At 64.6% G+C, this 20,286-nt stretch carries 15 protein-coding genes and 3 pseudogenes; 10 read left to right on the forward strand and 8 right to left on the reverse strand.

Annotated features, from left to right (window positions below; genetic code table 11):
- Positions 1 to 18: 18 nt before the first annotated feature.
- The 5 genes and pseudogenes from HK436_RS15835 to HK436_RS33040 all read left to right on the forward strand — a co-directional run bounded on the left by HK436_RS15835 (position 19) and on the right by HK436_RS33040 (position 4,117).
- Positions 19 to 1,205: pseudogene (locus HK436_RS15835) on the forward strand (ABC transporter permease).
- Between the two features lie 20 nt (positions 1,206 to 1,225).
- Positions 1,226 to 2,050, forward strand: a complete 825-nt coding sequence (locus HK436_RS15840) for an ABC transporter ATP-binding protein (RefSeq protein ID WP_173193521.1) — start codon at positions 1,226 to 1,228, stop codon at positions 2,048 to 2,050.
- Positions 2,051 to 2,060: 10 nt separating this feature from the next.
- On the forward strand, positions 2,061 to 3,437 hold the full coding sequence (locus HK436_RS15845) for an MlaD family protein (protein ID WP_173191297.1): 1,377 nt from the start codon (positions 2,061 to 2,063) through the stop codon (positions 3,435 to 3,437).
- Positions 3,438 to 3,515: 78 nt separating this feature from the next.
- Positions 3,516 to 3,956: an ABC-type transport auxiliary lipoprotein family protein gene (locus HK436_RS15850; protein WP_312860617.1), complete on the forward strand. Its 441-nt coding sequence runs from the start codon at positions 3,516 to 3,518 to the stop codon at positions 3,954 to 3,956.
- Complete coding sequence (locus HK436_RS33040; RefSeq protein ID WP_312860680.1) at positions 3,911 to 4,117, forward strand: ABC-type transport auxiliary lipoprotein family protein; 207 nt, start codon at positions 3,911 to 3,913, stop codon at positions 4,115 to 4,117. Before HK436_RS15850 ends, HK436_RS33040 begins: the two co-directional genes overlap by 46 nt.
- A gap of 28 nt (positions 4,118 to 4,145) precedes the next feature.
- Here HK436_RS33040 and HK436_RS15855 read toward each other — a convergent pair whose 3' ends face one another.
- The 3 genes from HK436_RS15855 to HK436_RS15865 form a co-directional block, all read right to left on the reverse strand.
- The gene (locus HK436_RS15855; RefSeq protein ID WP_173191299.1) at positions 4,146 to 5,204 is read right to left on the reverse strand and encodes a D-alanine--D-alanine ligase family protein; all 1,059 of its coding nucleotides are present in this window, start codon (positions 5,202 to 5,204) and stop codon (positions 4,146 to 4,148) included.
- Between the two features lie 134 nt (positions 5,205 to 5,338).
- The gene (locus HK436_RS15860) at positions 5,339 to 5,671 is read right to left on the reverse strand and encodes a hypothetical protein (RefSeq protein WP_173191301.1); all 333 of its coding nucleotides are present in this window, start codon (positions 5,669 to 5,671) and stop codon (positions 5,339 to 5,341) included.
- Positions 5,672 to 5,825: 154 nt separating this feature from the next.
- A complete protein-coding gene (locus HK436_RS15865; RefSeq protein ID WP_173191303.1) occupies positions 5,826 to 11,339 on the reverse strand; it encodes an apolipoprotein A-IV repeat region-like domain-containing protein in 5,514 nt (1,837 codons plus the stop codon).
- A 298-nt stretch (positions 11,340 to 11,637) separates the two neighbouring features.
- Between HK436_RS15865 and HK436_RS31465 the strand changes: the two genes are divergently transcribed.
- Together HK436_RS31465 and HK436_RS15875 are read left to right on the forward strand one after the other, a co-directional pair.
- Positions 11,638 to 12,006, forward strand: coding sequence for an Hpt domain-containing protein (locus HK436_RS31465; protein ID WP_312860618.1), 369 nt, complete (start codon positions 11,638 to 11,640; stop codon positions 12,004 to 12,006).
- A gap of 102 nt (positions 12,007 to 12,108) precedes the next feature.
- Positions 12,109 to 12,429 carry a 2Fe-2S iron-sulfur cluster-binding protein gene (locus HK436_RS15875; protein ID WP_173191305.1) on the forward strand — a complete coding sequence of 107 codons (321 nt, stop codon included), beginning with the start codon at positions 12,109 to 12,111 and terminating at the stop codon, positions 12,427 to 12,429.
- Positions 12,430 to 12,442: 13 nt separating this feature from the next.
- On the opposite strand, the gene HK436_RS15880 is transcribed toward HK436_RS15875, so the two are convergent.
- Positions 12,443 to 13,060: a DUF922 domain-containing Zn-dependent protease gene (locus tag HK436_RS15880; RefSeq protein ID WP_173191306.1), complete on the reverse strand. Its 618-nt coding sequence runs from the start codon at positions 13,058 to 13,060 to the stop codon at positions 12,443 to 12,445.
- Positions 13,061 to 13,247: 187 nt separating this feature from the next.
- On the opposite strand from HK436_RS15880, the pseudogene folP reads away from it, so the two are divergent.
- The 3 genes and pseudogenes from folP (at position 13,248) to folK (ending at position 15,041) form a co-directional block, all read left to right on the forward strand.
- A pseudogene (folP, locus tag HK436_RS15885) lies at positions 13,248 to 14,109 on the forward strand (dihydropteroate synthase).
- An 18-nt stretch (positions 14,110 to 14,127) separates the two neighbouring features.
- Positions 14,128 to 14,493 (forward strand): dihydroneopterin aldolase, encoded by a 366-nt coding sequence (folB, locus tag HK436_RS15890; RefSeq protein WP_173191308.1) that lies wholly within the window; start codon positions 14,128 to 14,130, stop codon positions 14,491 to 14,493.
- A 20-nt stretch (positions 14,494 to 14,513) separates the two neighbouring features.
- Positions 14,514 to 15,041, forward strand: coding sequence for a 2-amino-4-hydroxy-6-hydroxymethyldihydropteridine diphosphokinase (gene folK / locus HK436_RS15895; RefSeq protein ID WP_312860681.1), 528 nt, complete (start codon positions 14,514 to 14,516; stop codon positions 15,039 to 15,041).
- 18 nt (positions 15,042 to 15,059) lie between these two features.
- Here the strand turns inward: folK and HK436_RS15900 are convergent, their stop codons facing one another.
- The 4 genes and pseudogenes from HK436_RS15900 to HK436_RS15915 form a co-directional block, all read right to left on the reverse strand.
- A complete protein-coding gene (locus tag HK436_RS15900) occupies positions 15,060 to 16,913 on the reverse strand; it encodes a monovalent cation:proton antiporter-2 (CPA2) family protein (protein ID WP_173191312.1) in 1,854 nt (617 codons plus the stop codon).
- A gap of 127 nt (positions 16,914 to 17,040) precedes the next feature.
- Positions 17,041 to 17,583: a hypothetical protein gene (locus tag HK436_RS15905; protein WP_173191314.1), complete on the reverse strand. Its 543-nt coding sequence runs from the start codon at positions 17,581 to 17,583 to the stop codon at positions 17,041 to 17,043.
- 118 nt (positions 17,584 to 17,701) lie between these two features.
- Positions 17,702 to 18,774 (reverse strand): annotated as a pseudogene (locus HK436_RS15910) (YcjF family protein).
- On the reverse strand, positions 18,771 to 20,231 hold the full coding sequence (locus HK436_RS15915) for a YcjX family GTP-binding protein (protein WP_173191316.1): 1,461 nt from the start codon (positions 20,229 to 20,231) through the stop codon (positions 18,771 to 18,773). The pseudogene HK436_RS15910 and the gene HK436_RS15915 overlap by 4 nt, the downstream one beginning before the upstream one ends.
- Positions 20,232 to 20,286 lie beyond the last annotated feature (55 nt).

Below are 20,286 nucleotides of genomic sequence, written 5' to 3' on the forward strand. Positions count from 1 at the left end.
CCGATTATGACTGGCCCGATGTTGACCAAAGACGCGGACGAAGCAAGCGACAACCGGCGTGCCGGCGGCGACCAGCCGCCGCACATCGATGTGCGCGATGAGGCCGGGCGCGCCGTCTGGGCGCTGTCCGGTGTCTGGAACACGCGTTCCGTGCATCTGGTCGACGCGCAGATGCGCGAACTGGAAGCAGGCCCCGCGCGCGAGGGCGTTGTTCTCGATATTTCGGCTGTCAGCCGCATGGATACGGCAGGCGCCTGGCTGATCGAACGGCTGGCGGAAGCCCGGCGCGAGGCCGGGGCGGAGGTCGAGATCGTGGGGGCTTCGGCGGCAGCGCAAATTTTGCTTCCGGCGGTCCGCGAAGCACTGGAGCCGATCGGCGCGGCCAAGCCCGAGAAACGGCCGTTCTTCGTGATCCGGTGGCTGGAAGCCCTTGGCCGCGCGACCGAGGCTGCCTGGCTCGATTTCATGGCGGGCATGTATATCCTCGGGTCCACAATTCGCGGCGCACAGATGAAGCTCGGGCGCGGCCACGCCGTCAACCCGGCGGCGATCTTCAACCAGATCGACCGTATGGGCGTCGGCGCGATCCCCGTCGTGGTGCTGATTTCCTCGATCGTCGGCGCAATCGTTGCGCAGCAGGGCGCCTACCAGCTCAGGTGGTTCGGGGCCGAGATCTTCATCGTCGATCTGGTCGGCATCCTGGCCTTGCGCGAACTGGGCGTGCTTCTGACTGCCATCATGGTCGCAGGCCGCTCCGGCAGCGCGATCACCGCCGAGATCGGTTCGATGAAGATGCGCGAGGAAGTCGACGCGCTGAAGGTGATCGGCCTGAATCCGATCGGCGTACTGGTCTTTCCGCGCCTCGTCGCGCTGGTGATCGCGGTGCCATGCCTGACGATCATCGCCAACGCAGCCTCGTTGGGGGCGGGATGATCGTGGCCTGGATCTATTCCGAAATCCCGCCGCAGGCGTTCATCGACCGCTTGCGCGCGGGCATCGATCTCTCGACGATCTTCGCCGGCCTCATCAAGGCGCCGTTCATGGCGCTGATCATTGGCATCGTTGCGTCCATCGAGGGCATGAAGGTCGGCGGAAGTGCCGAGTCGCTCGGGCGTCACGTCACCTCGGCGGTGGTCAAGTCGATCTTCGTGGTGATCGTGCTCGATGGCCTGTTTGCCATGTTCTACGTGGCGATCGACTTTTGAGCGGGGCGGTGATGAGCGAGATGGACATCCATCAGGCCAATGGCCAGTCTGCGCCGCTTGCTGGCGAGCGGCGCGACGTCGTGCTCTCCGTGCGCGATGTGACCGTGGCTTTTGGGGACAATGTCGTCCTCGACAAGCTTTCGCTGGACGTCTACCGCGGCGAAATCCTCGGTTTTGTTGGTGCCTCAGGGACCGGTAAGTCGGTACTGCTGCGCACCGTGCTCGGACTGACACCGAAGCGGTCCGGCACCGTCTCGATTTTCGGGGTCGACCTGGACCACCTCGACGATCGTGCAAGAATGGTCGTCGACATGCGCCTCGGCGTGCTGTTCCAGCACGGGGCCCTGTTTTCAGCACTCACGGTCAAGGAAAACGTGCAGGTCCCGATGCGCGAATATCTCGACCTGCCGAAGAAGCTCATGGATGAGCTTGCGATGCTCAAGATCGAACTTGTGGGCCTGTCGCCGGACGCTGCCGACAAGTTTCCTTCGGAGCTGTCGGGCGGCATGATCAAACGTGCAGCGCTGGCGCGTGCGCTGGCGCTCGATCCCGACATCGTGTTTCTGGATGAGCCCACGTCGGGTCTCGATCCGATCGGTGCGGCGGATTTCGACGAGCTTGTCGCCAAGCTGCGCGACACGATGGGCCTGACCGTTTACATGGTCACCCATGATCTCGACAGCCTGTTCTCGGTGTGCGACCGAATCGCGGTGCTCGGCCAGAAAAAGGTGCTGGTTGACGGCACCATCGAGGACATGATGCAGGTGGAGGACCCTTGGGTGAAGTCGTACTTCCGGGGCAAGCGGGCACGGCAGATCGACCTTCAGGCCAGGCAGGGAGCGTAGGAAAGAACGTATGGAGACACGGGCCAACTACGTCATTGTCGGCATCTTCACGCTGGCTGCCGTGCTGGCGGCGTTCGGTTTCGTCTACTGGACATCCGGCGTCGGCGATCGCGGTGAGCTTGCGACGCTGCGCTTCCGCATTCCGGGGTCGGCTTCCGGCCTGACACGCGGCAGCGTCGTTTCGTTCAATGGCATCAAGGTTGGTGATGTCACCCGCGTCTATATCGACGTGTCCAATCCCTCGGTCGCCATCGCCGATGCGCAGGTCGACCGGCTGACGCCGATCACACGGTCCACGCAGGCCGATGTCGGCCTGGCCGGGCTCACCACCGGCCAGGCGAATATCGAGTTGCGCGGCGGCAATCCGGCCGAGCCGAACCTGCTCGATCTTGCCGAGGCGGAAGGTCGGATCGCGGAGATGACTGCCAATCCATCGGCCGTCAGCAACCTGCTTGAAAGCGCGCAGAACATCTTCCAGCGCGCTGATTCCGTGCTGAGCGATCTCGAGGGCCTTGCCTCTGAGGCGCGCGGGCCGATCGTGCAGACGCTGCGCAACGTGGAGGAGTTTTCTTCCGCCCTGAGCCGCAATGCCGACGGCATCGACGCCTTCCTCGAAAGCGTGACGGCCATGTCCCAGACATTGACGGGCGTTTCCGACAAGCTGGATTCGTCGCTGACAGCGGTCGACCAACTCATCAAGGCGGTCGATCGCGATCAGGTGTCCGAGACGGTTGCCAATATTCAGAGCTTCACCGAGCGGCTCGACGAGGCAAGCGCCGGCCTCGGCGAGATCATGGAGGGCGTGAACACCTCGGTTGCGTCGATTTCGAAATTCGCCAACTCGGCCAACGATACGCTGGCCAAGCTGGATCGCGTCGTAAGCGAGGTTGATCCCGCCGCAATCGGCACCGCGCTGACCAACTTCGAGCAGGCCAGCACAACGGTCAACACGGCGGTCAACGACGTGTCCAAGGTGACCGAGCGGATCGGCGAGCGCGCGGATGACATCGACGGCATCATCACCGACGCGCAGCAGCTTGCAGCCCGCCTGAATCAGGCCTCGGAACGCGTCGACAGTGTGCTTGCAAAGGTGGACGGCCTTCTTGGCTCTGGTGAGGCCGAAGGTCTGATGGCCGATGCTGGCGAAACGCTGAAGGCCTACCGCCAGGTCGCCGATACGCTCAATGCGCGCATGGGGACGATCACCGACGGGCTGGCTCGGTTCTCGGGTCAGGGGCTTCGTGACGTCGAGACGCTGGTGCGCGACGCCCGGCGCTCCATTACGCGGATCGAGCGCGCCGTGACTGATCTCGAGCGCAATCCGCAACGTATATTGAGCGGCGGCGAGGGCGAAGTTCGGCAGTATGACGGGCGGGCACGGCGTTGACATCGATGCCGCGCCCCAACAGAAATTATCGGCCTTTCAAGGGCATGGCGTATGCGTGCCGGTGGGACAGGGTAAGCGATGAAGCGTAGAAACCTGATTGTGTGGGCGATAGCTGCGATGCTCCTGCCCGGATGTGCCGCACTGCCCGGTGGCGGTCCCGCGCCTCTCGACACCTACGACCTGACGAGCGCTGGCGTTCAGGCCGATGGGCCGCGCCGGTCGCGCACCCAGATACTCATCGCCGAGCCCACGGCGCTCAAAGTGCTGGACGGCGAGAACGTCGTGATCAGGCCCTCGGCCGGTACGGTCGAGTTCCTGAAGGGTGCGCAGTGGGCGGACCGCCTGCCGCGCATCGTTCAGTCGCGCCTTGCCGAGACAATGCAGGCATCCGGCCGCTATGGAGGCGTGGGCAAGCCGGGCGAGGGGGGCTGGCGATCGACTATCAGATCGTCACCGAAATCCGCGCCTTCGAAATTCGCGTCGATGGATCGTCGCGTGCCGACATTCGCCTGTATGTGAAGGTGCTCAACGACCGCAATGGCGTGGTGCGCGCCGCCCGGACCTTCCAGGCGCAGGCGCCCGTGGGCGGTGCCGGAAACGACGCCTATGTCGGCGCGCTCGACAGAGCATTCGGGCAGGTTTCGGGGGAAATCGCTTCCTGGATCGCGTCGACCATCTAGCCGGTGCTCAAGGCTCGATGCCTGCGCGCTAGCTTGCCAGCTTCCGGGCGGCAAGCGCCGCCATCGCGGCCGGCAACGTCATGCGCCACGTGGCCTTCACGTAGGCGCGGAAGTCGAAGCACGGCAGCCCGGGACAGACCTCGAACTCCAGCAGGGTCAGCCGTCCGTCGGGACCGAGCCTGAAATCCAGCGAGAAAACGTCGCGCAGGCCAAGCCCGTTCACGAGCCGCGCTGCCGTTTCGGCCACGGCATTCGCTGCACGCGGATTGTTCGTGGCGAGATCCACGAGGGTGGGCTCCCGGTAAAACCCCGCCGATTTCGCCTGCGCGCCCGTGTCGCCGTAGAGGGCAAGGCTGTCGCTCATGGTCTGGAAGTCCTCGCCGGACTTGACCAGCCACGTCCCCAGACGTGCGAGATCACCGGTGCCGTCGACATCGAGCCAGCTTGCCCGGAGGTTTTCTCCCGGAACATAGGATTGCAGGACGGCATCATCGCCATAAGCCGCATAGATGCGCTCGGACAGGGCCAGCGCCTCCTTGATGGAATGGCAATGCGAATCCGCAAAAATGCCGATCTTGGCACCGAGCCGATTGGGCTTCACGAACCAGCTCGTCGCGCCTTCAATGGCGCTGCGTGGCGAGATGAACGTGCCGTTGCGAGCGAGCGCGGTCGGCGGTGTGGCGATGCCCAGCGCGTGCAGCACGGCTCCCGAGCGGAACTTGTCCTGACAGAGAGAGAACAGCGCATCCTCGCAGCCAACCCGCCGGAGCATGCCAAGGCGAGCGAGGCCGGGTGATACGCTGCCGCTGAAATAGGAGATGCCGTCCGTCAGCGTCCAGACCAGGGTCTGTTCGGGACGATAGCCTGAGAGATTGGCGGCGAATGCATCCAGTGTTGTCGCTTCGAACCGGAGATTTCGTTCCGCACACGCCTGCTCCAGCGCAGGAAATTCCGGCTCCATATCGATGGATTGCGCCAGATACGATGCAATCGCCTGTGCATGCTGCGACGGATGGCCTTCGGCGACGAGCCGGTTCAGACAATCCCCGGGCCGCTCATATACAAGCACCAGCGTGCAGTCGCCCATCAGCCGCTCCCTTGTCCCTGCGATAGCGCGCCGGACGCTTCGTCACCTTATGAGCCGAGGATATCGAGCCGCGTACAATACAAGCTTGCGCAAAATCGACTGTCTAGAGGCTGGAATGAGACAGATTCGGCATTTCAGCCTTTGCCGCAGGCGCGCCGTTGTATGGACCGGTTCATGGCTGTGATTTCGCCTATCGCGCGCGCCCTGGTGCGCTCCGCATCGCTGCGCCCGTCGGGCAGCACGATGCCGAAACCCGGCGTCGTCGATTCCTTTGGTGGCGTGCGCTCGATGTCTGGTGAAACGCCATGCTGCGCGGCCAGCGCGTTGCGTCTGCCCTGCAGGTCGGCGCAGGGTATCGTGTCGTACTGGATCGAGTTGAAGACCTCGGCCTCCTGCTGCACGGCCACGGAGTTCTGACAGGCGGTGCAGCCAAGAGCCACGGCAGTGAGGACGAGAATTATGCGCACGATTTCGCTCCGGTAACGATGAGCCCCGAGCCCACTATAATGCGGCGAAGTTGGCGATCGTAGGCCGTACCGTCATCTTTCCCGCACGGCAGCGGAAATAGATGAAGGCGGGACAAGCCCGCCTTCAGGAAGTGCATCGGTGGTTTCGCCAGGCCTACTTCAACCGGCCGCTTGCATGGGCCAGCATGGTATAGACCTTGCCGGTGTCGGACGTCAGGTAGGTCTGCGTCATCATGTTGTCGCGGTCGTTGCGGCCGACATCTTGCAGAAGCTTCTCGAAGTCACGGCAGTAGCGGTCGACGGCAGTGCGGAACTCCGCGTCCGACTGGTACTTGCGGCGGATTTCCTCGAAGGTCTGCTGGCCCTTGAGCGTGTAAAGCCGGCGCGTGAAGACGTTGCGCTCGCCACGGCGATACCGGTTCCAGAGCTCGATGGACGCTTCGTGGTCGATCGCGCGAGCGATGTCGACCGAAAGCGAGTTGAGCGACTCGACCAGATGCAGCGGAGACCGCTCGCCGGTGGGTGCGGGCGCGGCAGGCTCCTCGTCGCGCGAAGCGCCACGCAGCAGATCCTTTACCCATCCGCCCGACGGCGCCTCGGTCGCACGCTCCTTGACGGGGGCGTCGAGACCTCCGCGCAGCGGGGTGTCGGCAAGCGGAGCAGCCGGCTGGCTCAGGGGAGCGGCAGGCGGAGGCGGCAGCGAGGGACCGTTGCCGCGGGCAGGGGCCTTGCGGTCCGAAGCATCGAAGGCACGGCCGGACTTGGCGACGATGTCGGCCAATTCCTTCAGCGCATTGATCTGCTCGCTGACGGCACGACGCATCGCGGACGTCGACTGCTTGGTCTCCTCGGGCAGTTCCATCACGCCCTTCTTGACCTCGGCGCGGGTCTGCTCCAGCTCCCCGCGGATGCTGCCGACCGAGCGACGGATTTCCTCGGTCGCCTCGGCAAAGCGCTTGGCGGCGCCGTCGACGACCTCGGCGATGGACGAACGAATCTGCTCGGTCGAGGCGCGGGTGCGGGTCTCCGCCTTTTCCAGCGCGCGTCCGACCAGATCCTCGAACGACTGCATGACCCGTTCGATATCCTCCGACTTCTTGACGAGGCCGACGGCGAGCTTTTCGAGCGCCTCCTGGCGTCCGTCGAGCGTCGATGCGAGGCCGTCCTGTGCGGATCCGAGCATCTCGGAAGCCGAGCTGAGCACTTTCGCGTGATCGTCGAAGCGCGTCGCGATGGCCGCGATGTCCTTGAGCGTCGAAGTCGACAGATCGGTTAGGCGACCAGCATTGGAGTCGATGAGGCGTGCGGAACTGGCGAAGGACTGTGCCGCCCGCTCGGTGCTGCTTGCGAAGCGCTCGGTCGTGCCGAGGACCTTCTCGTCGAGGCTGACGAGGTTGTTCGCCGCCAGGTCGACCAACTCATGCAGCCGGTCGTTGGACGAGGTCAGCCGGTCGATGAGGCTGGTGACGTTGTCCGACAGGCTGTTGCTGGCAGCGTCCACGGCGGTGAGCGTCTCGGCCGTGCGCGTTGCGAGCGCGTTGACCAGAGCCGCGTTCTGCTGGCGCAGGCGTTCGGTTGCCTGCTCCGTGGCGATCTCCAGGCTCTTCTGAAGCTCGCCGCCGCTTTCGGCGAAACGCTGGACCAGCGGTGCCGCGCGCTCGTCGAGGATACGCGACAGCTCGGTCGAACGGGCAGCAAGCAGGGCGTTGAGCTCACGCGTGCGATCGTCGATTGCGGCAGTCGCCTCGTGGGTCGACTGCCCGATCTGCTCGTTGACCGAGGCAAAGCTGGCGGAGACGGCACTGGCGCGGGCGGCGAGGCCGGCCTCCACGTTGCCGATCTGCTCGTGCAGCTTGTCGCCAATCTGCGCCACACCGGCATTGAGGCGTTCCTCGGCGCGCGCGACATCGTCTTCGATGCGTGCGCCAAGCATTCCAGCGCCGGCGGCAAGACGGCGGTCGGCACCTTCGAGGCTCTCGACAATGGCGGACGCGCGTGCCTCAAGCTCCGCTGCCGTCTGCTGCGTACGCGACAGGATCGCGTCGTCAGCCCTGGCGAACACGTCGCTGAGCGCTGAGGCGTGCTGGGCGAGCCGCTTGTCGGCACCGTCGAACGATGCGGCGATCTCGGATGCGCGAGCCGTCAGCGACTGAGCCAGTGCGTCGACCTCGCTGCCAAGCTGCGAGCCGGAGAGGCTGATACGGTCCGCGAGGCGCTTGTCGATCTCCTCGAACGAAGCAGAAATCTCGGCTGTCCGGGAAGCCAGCGTATCCCCAATAGTGTCGACCTTGCTGCCAAGCTCGGCTCCGGAGACCGCGATGCGATCGGCCAGGCGCTGATCGGCATCGTCGAAAGCGATGCGGATCTCCGCCGCCCGTGCGGTGAACATGCCGGCCGCATGGTCCGCGTGGCCGCGCAGCTCTTCGCCTGTCGTGCGGGCACGCTCGGACAGACGGCGGTCTACATCGTCGAAGGCCTCGGTGACTTCACCCACGCGCGCCGACAGCGCCTGCGCCGTCTCTTCGGCGCGTGCGGCGATGCGCGCATCTGCTTCGGCGACGGCCTTCGCTGCTTCTTCGCCAAGGGATGCGGTGGCTTCCAGCACCTTGTCGCGGAGCGAGCCGGCGACAACTACGGCACTGCCTTCGAGTGCGCTGCGAACATTGTCGACGCCGACATTAAGCGCGCGCTCCATGGTCTGCGTACGCTCCTCGATGACACCGGCCTGACGGGCGAAGGTTTCCTCGATCCGGGAGAGGTCTTCGCCCAGTGCACCGCGAACCTGTTCCGCGCCCTGATGCAGGGCATCGGCGAGGGCACTCGTGCGGGCTTCGATGACACCGCTCTGCTTGTTGAAGGCGTGTTCGATGCGCTCGATGTCGTCGCCGAGGGCATTGCGAACCGCTTCGGCACCGCCCGACAACGTGTTTTCGAGCGCCTTGGTCCGCGCCTCGATGACGCCGGTCTGACGGGCGAATGTCTCGTCGATACGCGTCAGGTCCTCGCCGAGCGCGTTGCGCACGCTTTCGGAGCCACTGATGAGGGCATCGCGAAGCGCCTGGGTGTGGGCGCCGATGACACCGCCCTGGCGCGCGAACGTTTCCTCAATCTTGCCAAGGTCTTCGCCAAGCGCCTCGCGCAGGCTTTCGGAGCCGCCGGCAAGCGTTTCCCGAAGCGCCTGGGTGTGGCCCTCGATGACGCCGCCCTGGCGTGCGAAGGCTTCCTCGATCTTGCCGAGGTCGTCGCCAAGTGCGTTGCGGATGTTGTCCGCACCCGCATAGAGCGCGCTTTCGATCGTCTTGGTGCGGGTTTCGATGACGTTCTGCTGATGCGTGAAGGCTTCGTCGATCTTCGTGAGGTCGGCCTCCAGTGCGCCGCGCACGCGTTCGGCACCGGCCGACAGCGTGCCTTCGATCGCCTGTGCGCGTTCGTCGATGCGAGCGAGATCGGCATCGAGCGTGCCGCGCAGGCGCTCGGCGCCAGCGAAAAGCGCGCCTTCGATGGCCTGGGCACGTTCGTCGATCTGACCGACATGGCTTGCCAGTGCCTCGTCAATGCGGGTGACCTCGCTGCCAAGCGCACCGCGCATCTGGTCGACGCTGCGGCCGAGTGCAGCCTGGAGATCGAGCGTGCGTTCGCCGATCACATTGGTCTGCCGGTCGAATGCGTCCTCGACCTTCGCGATGTCGACCGAGATGGCTGTGGTAAGGTCCTTCTGCCGCGCTTCGAGCGCACGCAGATGCTCGCCGGCCACCGTATCGAGGCCGTCGCGGGCCTGCTTGATGCGGGTGAGATCGCTGTCGAGCATGTCTGCGATCTGCTGGCGCCCTTCGGCAAACTTCTCCACATGGCCGGTAACGGCGGCATCCACCGCCGCGCGGGCCTCGGTCAGCTTGCGCAGGTCGTCGTCCAGCGCCTTGACCATCATCTCACGACCTTCGGCCAGCTTTTCGACATGGCCGGTCATGGCGCCGTCGATGCTCTGGCGCGACTGCTCGATCCGCTGCAGGTCAGCTTCGAGCGCCTGGGCGATCATGTCGCGACCGCCGGCAAGGCGGGCCGCAAAATCGGAGGCGCGTCCTTCGAGCATGGTCGAGGTCGACATGACCAGTTCGGCCATTTCCGAACCGATGCGTGCTTTCGTCTCGTCGATGAGGCTGCTTACGCCGTTCTTGCCGTCGGTGAAGGTCTGCGCGATCTCGCGGGAACGCTCGACCAGCGTCTCGTTGATCTGGCGGGCGCGGGCTTCCAGCGCCGCGTTGAGCTTCTGCGTGCCTGTGTCGAGCGCCTCGGCGCGCGTCTGGAACTCGTGGATAAGTGCCTGACCGCGTTCCCGCAACGTCGCTTCAATGCCCTCGAGGCGGGCGTTCAGCTCATTGTTGAGCGAGGTCGTGGCTCCGCCCAGCAGCGAAACCATGCCGGTCGTGCGCTCGTCGAGCATCTGCGACAGCGAGCGGGTCACGTCGTCGGTGCTTTCCGTCAGGCGTGCGATGCGGGTGTCGAGCAGGCTCGCGAAGGCTTCGCCGGACGTGGTGATGCGATCGGAAATCGTTTCCAGGCGCTGGTCGATAGCGTCGTACATCGACGAGCCGCTTTCGTTGATGCGGTCTACGAGTTGGGCGCCGGAATCGGAAATGGTGTTGCTGAGCCGCGACGAGACGCCGAGAATGTTCTGGCGAATGACGTCGCTCGCCGAATCGAGCTCCTCTTTAAGTGTCTCGTGTGCGCCCGAGATCGACGCGCGAACGCGCTCGGCATGCGTGACGACCGCCTCGCGCTCGCTCCCGAGACCGTCGATGAGCGTGCGGATGCGGCTCTCATTGTCGGTATAGGCACGCTCCAGCTCGTTGACTTCCGTATGGACCAGCGTTTCGAGCTCGACTGCACGGGCAAGGGTGCGCTCGATGCCTTCACCCATTGCCTGAACTTCGCGACGCACTGCCTGGCCAACCATCATGACGCGGTCGGTGGCCAGATGCTCGGGCTCGGCAAGGCGGAATGCGACCTCGGTCATCGACTGGGCGGCCAGGCGCATTTCCTGCGCGCGGCGGATCATGACGGCAAAGCCCCAGAACAGGATGATGGGAACGATGATCGCCACGATGAGGCCGAGGATCTGCGGCGTCGCCATCAACTGCTGGATGGAGCGCACTTCCCAGATGGCCGGAGCAAACAGCATGTGGCCCATGACCATGCCGCCCGCGACCCATGCGAGCGAAAGCAGGGTGACCAGCCAATAGATGGCGCCGGGGCTCGACCGGCGCAGTTGCTGTTGCAGCGAACGGTAGTCTTTCTGTCGGTCGTCATTGGCGTGGGCGAATGCGGACGGCGTTGCTGCTGCCGGCGGGTCCAGCGGCCGCAGATCGGATGCGGCGGCGTTTGCCGCGGGCTTCGGGCCGGCCGGTGCTGGCTTGGTCGCGGCGACAGCGGGCTTTGCCGGCTGCTCGATTTTCTTCTCCGTCGCGGTCGCCTGGACCGCGCTGGCGCGCGAATCGCGCGCGAGGTCTTCAGCCGCCTTGGATATCTGGGCCTCGAACTCCGCCATCGAACCGGCTACATCCAGGCCGCCTGGCTCGTCATCGACGAACAGATCGATGTCCAGAGCGTCTTCGAGTTCCTTGGCCACTTCGCTGTCGAGAGTGGTCGTCGTCGTTGCTTTACGCGCCATGCCGCTACTACCCTGTACTCGTTTGGCGGGTCGCCTTACCGGCGCCTCGTTCCCGCTCTTTGGGCCTGATACGGGCCATAGCGTATCGTACTGGGACAGGCCGACAAAGGAAACTGCGTTTCGGCGCCATGTGTAAAACTTTAAACATAGGGTTAACGGCCGGGCACCAAACAGGTTTTCGCAATCGTTACCGCCATGCGGAAAGGGCGTATCCGCAGACAGCGCGTTAACCGCTTCTCTACCCCGAAACGGCACACTCGTTCCCCACCTGCAAACGGTCGGCAAGGGGATTGGGACGGTGAAGGATCTGGATAGTGCCGCGTTCGGCAAGCCCGGCGGCGAGACATGCGAACCGTCGAAGGCGAGACCGATAGATCTCGTTCACCTCTCGCGGCAGACGCTCGGAGACCGCGCGCTCGAGCAGGAGGTGCTGGGCATGTTCGTGGTGCAGCTCGCGGCTGCGCGCGAAAACCTCGCCGCTGCAAATGAGGCCGATCGACGGATGATCGCCCACACGCTTAAGGGTACGGCCCGGGGCTTGGGTGCATTCAAGCTCGGTGACTGCGCAGCCGCCATCGAAGATACACCGGAGAACGAGGCGCTGATCGCTCGTCTGTCCAAGGCTATCGACGAGGTTCGTGACTTCGTGGCTGCGATCAACAGATAGAGAGTGGGCGGCCGTGCGGATGCGCCACGGTTGACTTGAGGTGGCAGGTGAGTATCTGTCGCGCCGAAACTGGCCGACGGCCAGCGCGACCAAGGCAACTCAATGACGAAGATTACCTACATCGCCTTCGACGGCACGCGCTTCGAAGTGGACGCGGAGAATGGCTCCACGGTCATGGAAAATGCGATCCGCAACTCCGTTCCGGGCATCGAGGCCGAATGCGGTGGCGCCTGCGCCTGCGCGACATGCCACGTTTACGTGGACGAAGCCTGGACAGATGTCGTCGGTCCGCCCGAGGCCATGGAAGAGGATATGCTGGACTTCGCCTACGAGGTGCGGCCGACCTCGCGGCTTTCGTGCCAGATCCGCGTGCGCGACGAGATCGACGGCCTCGTCGTCAGCATTCCCGAACGTCAGGGCTAAACACGCCCGCCGTTCAGCTTGGCGGAATCTTTCCGGATTCGATGCGTTCCATACGGTAGTCCATGAGACGCATCAGGCGGCGCTCGAAATTGATGCCCTCGATCCTGTCGAAATCGTCCTGCGCCTTGTCGTGCGCTGCAAGCACGCGCGCGGTCGTTGCCGCTGCCTTCTCCTGAGCAACCTCGCAATTGGCCTCGTTTCGGATATTGAGCAGTTCCTGCTCCATCTGACGGGCGTGGTTGCGCGCGATGACCACGTGGCTCTCCTCGTGGCGGCGGATGTCGGCCGAAAGCGTGTCCCAGACGAAACGTGTTTCGCCGCTTGCCCGCTTGCGCCTGTTCCAGCGCGGCAGGATCATGTTCGCCTTTACCTGCACATTCGCCTCGACGACGTTGCAGCGGCCTTTGCTTTCACTGTAGCCGACGCGGGTCGTGAACTCCATGCGCGTTGCGCCAGGGTGCCGTGACCCGGCGCTTCCGACCTGCGGCCCACGCTTCTTTAGTTCGCCTTCGATTTCCTCAAGCGTCGTCCCGCCAATGGTGAAATAGGTGTAGGTTCGCGACATGCTCGCGCCATGCGAGGGCAGGCTGGCAAGCGCCACGATGCCGGCAGCGAGGACAAGCTTCTTCATGGCGTCTCCTTATCGAGCGGCACTGTGAGCCGGGCACGGCAGTCAAGGCAATCGACATTGTCGCACTGCTTTGTAACGAGCCCGTTATCGCAGCACTGCACCGCCGAGCGCAATGTTGGCGATAACAACATTGCATTTGCCGCTGCACGGCCTCAAAACGCGTCCGAGGCATTTCCCGGAAACGCAGATGTTCGAACGCTATATCTGGCCACTCGCTCACGGACGCTCCCTCGAACTGGGGCCAGAGGCAAGGATCATGGGCGTGCTGAACGTCACGCCGGACAGTTTTTCGGATGGCGGACGCTATGCACAGGCCGATGCCGCGCTGACCCAGGCGCGACGCATGGTGCACGAGGGCGCATCGATCATCGATGTCGGGGGAATCGACGCGCCCCGGAGGTGCCGCCGTGTCGCCGGCCGAAGAGCAGGCCCGTATCCTGCCGGTGATCGAAGCCCTTGCCGCCGAGGGCGATGCGCTGATTTCAGTCGACACTTACCGCGAGGAGACTGCCCGGCTTGCCGTGCAGGCCGGCGCGCACATCGTGAACGACGTCTGGGGCCTGCAGCGGGAACCCGGCATCGCGCGCGTGGCGGCAGCCACCGGGGCAGGGCTTGTAGTGATGCACACCGGGCGCGAGCGCACGAAGCTTGCCGACCCTATTGCGGATCAGGTTGCCTTTCTGTCGCGGTCGCTGGAGATCGCGCGTGACGCGGGCGTGGATGAACAACGCATCCTGCTCGACCCCGGTTACGGATTCGCCAAGGAGACACCAGAGGAGAATCTGGACTTGATGGCGCGGTTTTCCGAGTTGTCGTCACTCGGCCGGCCGTGGCTGGTCGGGACGTCGCGAAAGCGCTTCGTGGGCGCGGTGACCGGCCGCGAGCCTGATGAGCGCGGGCCGGGGACGGCTGCCACGAGCGTTATCCTGAGGCTGCAGGGTGCCGTCATTTTTCGGGTGCATGATGTCGCAATCAACAAGGACGCGTTGCGCTTTGCCGATGCTATGGTTGCGCGTGGCATGGCAGCAGGCAGGGGTGCCGCCGGCTGACGGCGCGGAGGAATGTCGATGTATACGATCCGGATGAAGAACTGCGCCTTTTTCGCTCGCCACGGCGTGCTGGACGAGGAAGAGACGCTGGGGCAGCGCTTCTATGTGGACGCGGTCCTGGACGTGGTGCCCGATAGTGCCCTTGAGAGCGATTCGATAGACGCGACAGTCGATTATGGCGTTGCCTTCATCGAAATTGAGAAGATCATCACCGGCAAGCGCCGCTTCCTGATCGAGGCGCTGGCGCTCGATGTGGCCAAGGCCCTTTGCCGCTCGTTCCCGCAGATCCGTCGGGCGGAAATCACCGTACGCAAGCCGAATGCACCGGTGCCGGGCGTGCTGGATTATGTCGAGGTCACGGTTGTCTGGCCCCAGCAGGGTTGAAACCCCGTCATTTCCGGATTGTGTCGCATGAACACGGTAACAGACCGTACCCGGGCCTATCTCGGGCTGGGGGAAATCTCGGAGATCCGGCGGCCGCCATGGCATCCGCGCTGCGCGCGCTCGATGCGAATGCGGCAGTGTCGGTCATGGCTGTCTCGTCGCTCTATCGCACCCCGCCATGGGGGAAGACGGATCAGCCGGACTTTATGAATGCCGTCGCCGCCGTTGATACGACACTGTCGCCTCGCGCACTTCTCGACCTGTGCCTTGAAACGGAGCGCGCGCTCAAGCGCGTGCGGGCCGAGCGATGGGGCCCGCGTGTGATTGACATGGATATTCTGCTGTTCGGCAGTGAGCGGATCAACGAAGAGGGGCTGCAGGTGCCGCACCCGCGTATGGGCGAGCGCGCGTTCGTATTGGCGCCTCTGGCGGAGATCGCGCCGGACGTGATCGTGGACGGCGAGCCCGCGGCCGGGCGGCTCGCTGGCGTGGACACGGCTGGCATCGATCGGTTGCCGGGCGGCAGCGACTGGTGGCGGCGCCTCTGAACCCCCTCAAGGCTGCAATCAGCCGGGCGCGGCTTCTTCTCCCGATGCCGCCGCGCGACGGATCGCTTCGGCAGCCTCCTCGTTGCCGGCGCTGCCACCGCGTTTTGGAGTTGCCAGCGGTGTCGGTGTCGGCTGATTGCCCTTCAGAAGCTGGTTGCCGGCATAGATTCCGCCGACAACCTGGATTTCCAGCCGTTCCGCATCCCGCCGGCGCACCTCGTCCATCAACTCGTCCGCTTCCTCGTCGGGTACGCCGAGCGTCTCTAGCGTTGCGCGACCGAAGGCAAAGGCCGAATGCAGGGTCTCGCGTATCTGGTAATCGACGCCGGCCTTGATCAGCTCGATTGCCGCGCCACGATCGAATGCGCGGGCCATGACGGTCGCCAGCGGGAACTCGGCCTTGATGTGTTCGACGATGCGCAAAGCCGCCTCGGGCTTTTCGACGCAGACGAGAATGGCCTTGGCATGGTCGGCGCCGGCGGCGTGCAGAATGTCGAGCCGCGTCCCGTCGCCGTAATAGACCTTGAAGCCGAATTCCGCAGCCGCCTGGATCATCTCGACGTCGTCGTCGATGATCGACACCTCCTCGCCACGCAGCAGCAGCGGTTGGCTGACGATCTGGCCGAAGCGGCCGAAACCGATCACGAGAACGCTGCCGCGCATATCGTGGGCGACTTCGACGCCGTCCATGGATTGTTCCGGCTCCGGCGTCAGGCGCTTGAGCGCCATCATCGCAAAGGGCGTCAACACCATCGAAACGATGACGGTCGAGGTGAAGACCGCATTGACCGAGGCGTCGATGAGCCCGACATTGGCAGCGGTTGCGTAAAGCACGAAGGCGAACTCGCCGCCCTGCGCCATGATGACGGCGCGCTCCAGAGCCTCTGCATGGCTGGTTTTGAGCAACCGCGCGACGGCGTAGATGCCGATCGCCTTGACGATCATGAAGGCGAGTACCGCCGTCGCGATCAGGCCCCAGTTCTGGGCGATGATACCGAGATCGAGCGCCATGCCGACGCCGAGAAAGAAAAGTCCCAGTAGAATGCCACGGAAGGGCTCGATATCCGCCTCGAGCTGATGGCGGAATGTCGATTCCGACAGGAGCACGCCGGCGAGAAAGGCGCCCATAGCCATGGAAAGCCCGCCAAGCTGCATGGCAAGCGCCGAGCCCAGCACCACCAGCAGCGCCGCCGCTGTCATCACCTCGCGGGCGCCGGCCTGCGCCAATACGCGAAACAGCGGATTGAGGAGGAAGCGCCCGACCAACACGAGGCCAGCGATCGAACCCAGGGCGATGGCGATCGAAACCCAGCGCGACCCGGCTTCCGCCTCGCCCGAGCCCGGCGCGATGAAGGCGACGAAGGCCAGCAGCGGCACGATGGCAAGGTCCTCCAGCAGCAGGATGGACACGATGCGCTGGCCCTTGGGGGTCGACATCTCACCGCGTTCGTTGAGCACCTGGAAAACGATCGCTGTCGAGGTCAGGACGAAGCCGACGCCGAAGACGAACGCAACGGCGGGATCATATCCGAGCAGAATGCCGACGCCTGTAAGCAGCAATCCGCATGTCGCGACCTGCAGCACGCCGAGCCCGAGGATTTCGCCGCGCAGGCTCCACAGGCGCGAAGGCTGCATCTCCAGGCCGATCACGAACAGGAACATGACAACGCCGAGTTCGGCGACGCTGATGATCGTCTCCGGGTCGCTGAACAGCCCGATGCCAAAGGGGCCGATCACGAGACCGGCCGCCAGATAGCCCAGAACCGAATCGAGACCGAAGCGCTTGAACAGCGGAACCGCCACGACCCCTGCGGCCAGCAAGGCCACGACCGGAACGAGATCGACGCCATGATGCGCTGCTTCAGCCGCCATGCCATGCCTCCTGATGTTTGCGCGGAACCGCTCCGCGCGCAGTATCAAGCGCTATTAGTAGGCGGATGACAGGCGTGAGGGAATAGGCAGTCGACTGCGGAAGGCGGCTGTGTGTTTGCCGCCAGATTCAGCGGTTGCTGACCGAACCAACCGAGCGGGTGTCGACCCGCTTCAGGTTCATGCCGATGACCGGAACCATTTCCTTGTCGACCTTGACCGAAACCGTGACGTGCATGGTGTCGTCGTCAGGCAGGCGCGCCAGCATTGCACCATTCAACTGGTTGCGGTTGAGTGTCAGCACGACCTTGCCGTTGCTTACATCGCCGCCGACGACATCGAGCCCTTCGCCAAGCGCACCATCCATGAAGGTGCCGCGATAGCCCTGCCGGCCCTTGTGCTCGATCTTGGCCGACATCTTCTGCGTGAACAGGCCGACGCGGCAGCCGCCGTCGAGCGACATGCCGAGCTTGCCTTCCGGGGTCGCGCCCTTGAAGTTGCAGTTGAAACGGGTGCCCTTGTATTTGCCGGCGACGATTTCGCCAGGCCCGGACCATTCACCCTGAACCTTGCTGAAGAAGCGCTTGTCCTTCTCGGATGCAAGCGCGGGCGCAGCCACCAGAGAGGCAGCCGCAAGCGGCAGGAATGCGGTCAGAAATGCGCGTGCGATCATGGGACACCCGGCTACGACTTGACTGGGAACAGCGAGGCAAACCATGGCGAAGAATGGTTAACGCTTCGTCTACCCGTCTTTGGGCGGAGAATGGTCGAAGGCGCTAAAAGACGCAAGGTCATTCGCTGCTTTTGGTTTCCGTCGCGTTCTTCCTGCGCACAAAAGTCGTCAGAGCCGCTAGAAAGTCGGTCATGCCCGGCCGTCGCGCGGCTGCAAAGGGCAGGGGGCGCACGGTTTCCATGGCCGCGACGCCGATCGCGCCGTCATCATGCCATTGACCACGCCTTCGCCGAGCTTGGCCGAAAGCCTCGCGGCCAGCCCCTGGCCGACGATCTGGTGGACAAATTCGTCACCCGCAGCGATCGCGCCGGTCACCGCGAGGTGAGCCAGCACGTCACGCGCCAGCCGGATGAAGCCCAGCGTGCCGGGACGCCCGCCGTAGAGTTCGGCCAGCCGCCGAATCAGGCGGCCTGCCTCGAAGAGGACATAGGCGATGTCGACCAGCGCGCGCGGGCTGACCGCGGTCACGACCGAGACACGCTTGGCAGCGTCGAGGATGAGCGTCTGCGCGCGTGCGTCGAGTGGCACCAGCAACTCTCGCTCAGCGAGGCGGACGAGGTCCGAACCGTCGATGACATCGTCTTCGAGTTCGGCAAGCGCGCGCCTGCCGGCGGCCGTTTCCGGCCTGCTGGAAACGAAGCGGGTCAGTTCGCCGACCACCTTGCGTGCCTCGCGGGCGTCGTTATTGGCAAGCGCGTCAGCTCCACGCCGCCGCAACGATTCCACCGAGTTAAGTCTGGCAAGCCCTACCAGTTCGCGCGCAAGGATCACGACCAGCGCGAGCACTGCGACCGTTGCAACGCCGGCGGCAAACCACCCGAGCCAGTCGGAACGCGAGAAGAGTTCGCGGATCAGGCTTTCGGTCCACAGGCCGAGAGCCATCGAAACCAGAATGCCAAGTGCGGCAACGAAGATCGCGCCGAGCCTGGAGCGCTTTCGGGGCGGCGAGGCGGGCGGTGGTTCCGCGATCGCAGCGTCCGGCTCGTCGAAAATGTCGATCTCGGCGGGCGTGACGACTGCCGCCTCCGGTTTCACGGCGCGGGGCGCGCGCGGCGCTTCGGCCTTGGGGCGCGGTTCGGGCTTGCTGACCGGTTCGATGCGGAAGGCCGCTGGGCGTCTGGGTTCCTTCATGCGAGCTGGTCACCGATGAGGAATTGCAGGGCGCGGTCGAGGCGGATGTGGGGCAGCGACAGGGTCAGCCCCTCTGCCGTTCTCTCCAGCTTCGGCGGACGGAAGCGCACGAACCGGATGGGGGCGTCTGCCGCGCCTCCGGAATCCTTCCATGCCGCATCAGCTTTTTCCGGCAAATCACCGGGAAATATGGCCGTTTCCGTTCCGCCATCGAAGGTGTCGCCATTGATTCGTTCGCCGGCAATCGGCGTTCCGATGATGACCGGCAGCGTATCGCGGCCCTGCTTGACCGTGCCTTCACGGGTGGCGCGCACGGCCGCCATGGCCAGCACTTCGACCTCCGCACCCGAAAAGCTCGCGCGCTCGATCGCCCGGTCTGCGAGGCGGCGCACGATGGCCTGGAGCCGGTCGTGGCTCTCATGATGGATATGGTCGGCCTTGGTGGCAGCGATCAGAATGCGGTCGATGGTTCGCGAAAACAGGCTGGTCAGCATGTTGCCGCGTCCCTGGCGGAAACAGGCAAGGATCTCGGTCAGCGCGCGCTCCAGATCGGCTACGGCTTCGGGTCCGGCATTGAGCGCCTGCATGGCGTCGATCAAAACGATCTGCCGGTCGAGCCGCGCGACATGCTCGCGGAAGAACGGTTTGACGACATGCGTCTTGTAGGCCTCGTAGCGGCGCTCCATCATCGCGCGCAGCGAGCCGGGCTTGGCCCGGTCACCGCCGAGTTCCGGCAGAGGCGAAAACGTCAGCGCCGGGGAGCCTTCAAGGTCGCCGGGCATCAGGAACCGGCCGGGCGGCAGGGTCGACAGCGCCCGCTCGTCTTCCTTGCAGGCCTTGAGGTAGGCGGCAAAGGCCTCGGCCAGCCGCCGCGCAGTCATCTCGTCGGCCGGTGCGTCGGGGTCGGCGGCGCCTGCAAGCGCCGCCCATTCGGCAGAAAGGTCCGCGCGCACCGGCAGCCGGGCGAGATCGCAGGCGTCGCGGGAGAAGTCGGCATAGTCCTTGCCGAGAAGCGGCAGGTCGAGCAGCCATTCGCCCGGATAGTCGACCACGTCCAGCGACAGCCGTCCGCGCGAGAAAAGCCGTCCCCAGCCGGATGCGGATTCATAGTCGATGGTCAGGCGCAGTTCGGATATCGCACGGGTGGAATCCGGCCAGATACGTTCATCGACGAGGGCTGCGACATGATCCTCGTACTGGAAGCGCGGCACGGCGTCGTCCGGCTGATGTTCGAGATAGGCCCGCGAGATGCGCCCACTTTTCTGCGCCTCGAAGAGGGGCAGGCGACCGCCGTGGACGAGATTGTGAACCAGCGCGGTAATGAAAACCGTCTTGCCCGCCCGCGACAGACCCGTCACACCCAGCCGCAACGACGGCGAAACCAGGCCCGCCGCCCGTCCGGTCAGCGTGTCGAGCGCGATGCGCGCCTCGTCGCCGATACTGGTCAGGGCAGCCAAAAGAAATATCTCGTGCTCATGGCAGCCGATATAGGTGCTGCAGGCCCCAATTGGA

The organism is Neoaquamicrobium sediminum (assembly GCF_013240295.1).
Classification (GTDB): Bacteria; Pseudomonadota; Alphaproteobacteria; order Rhizobiales; family Rhizobiaceae; genus Aerobium; species Aerobium sediminum.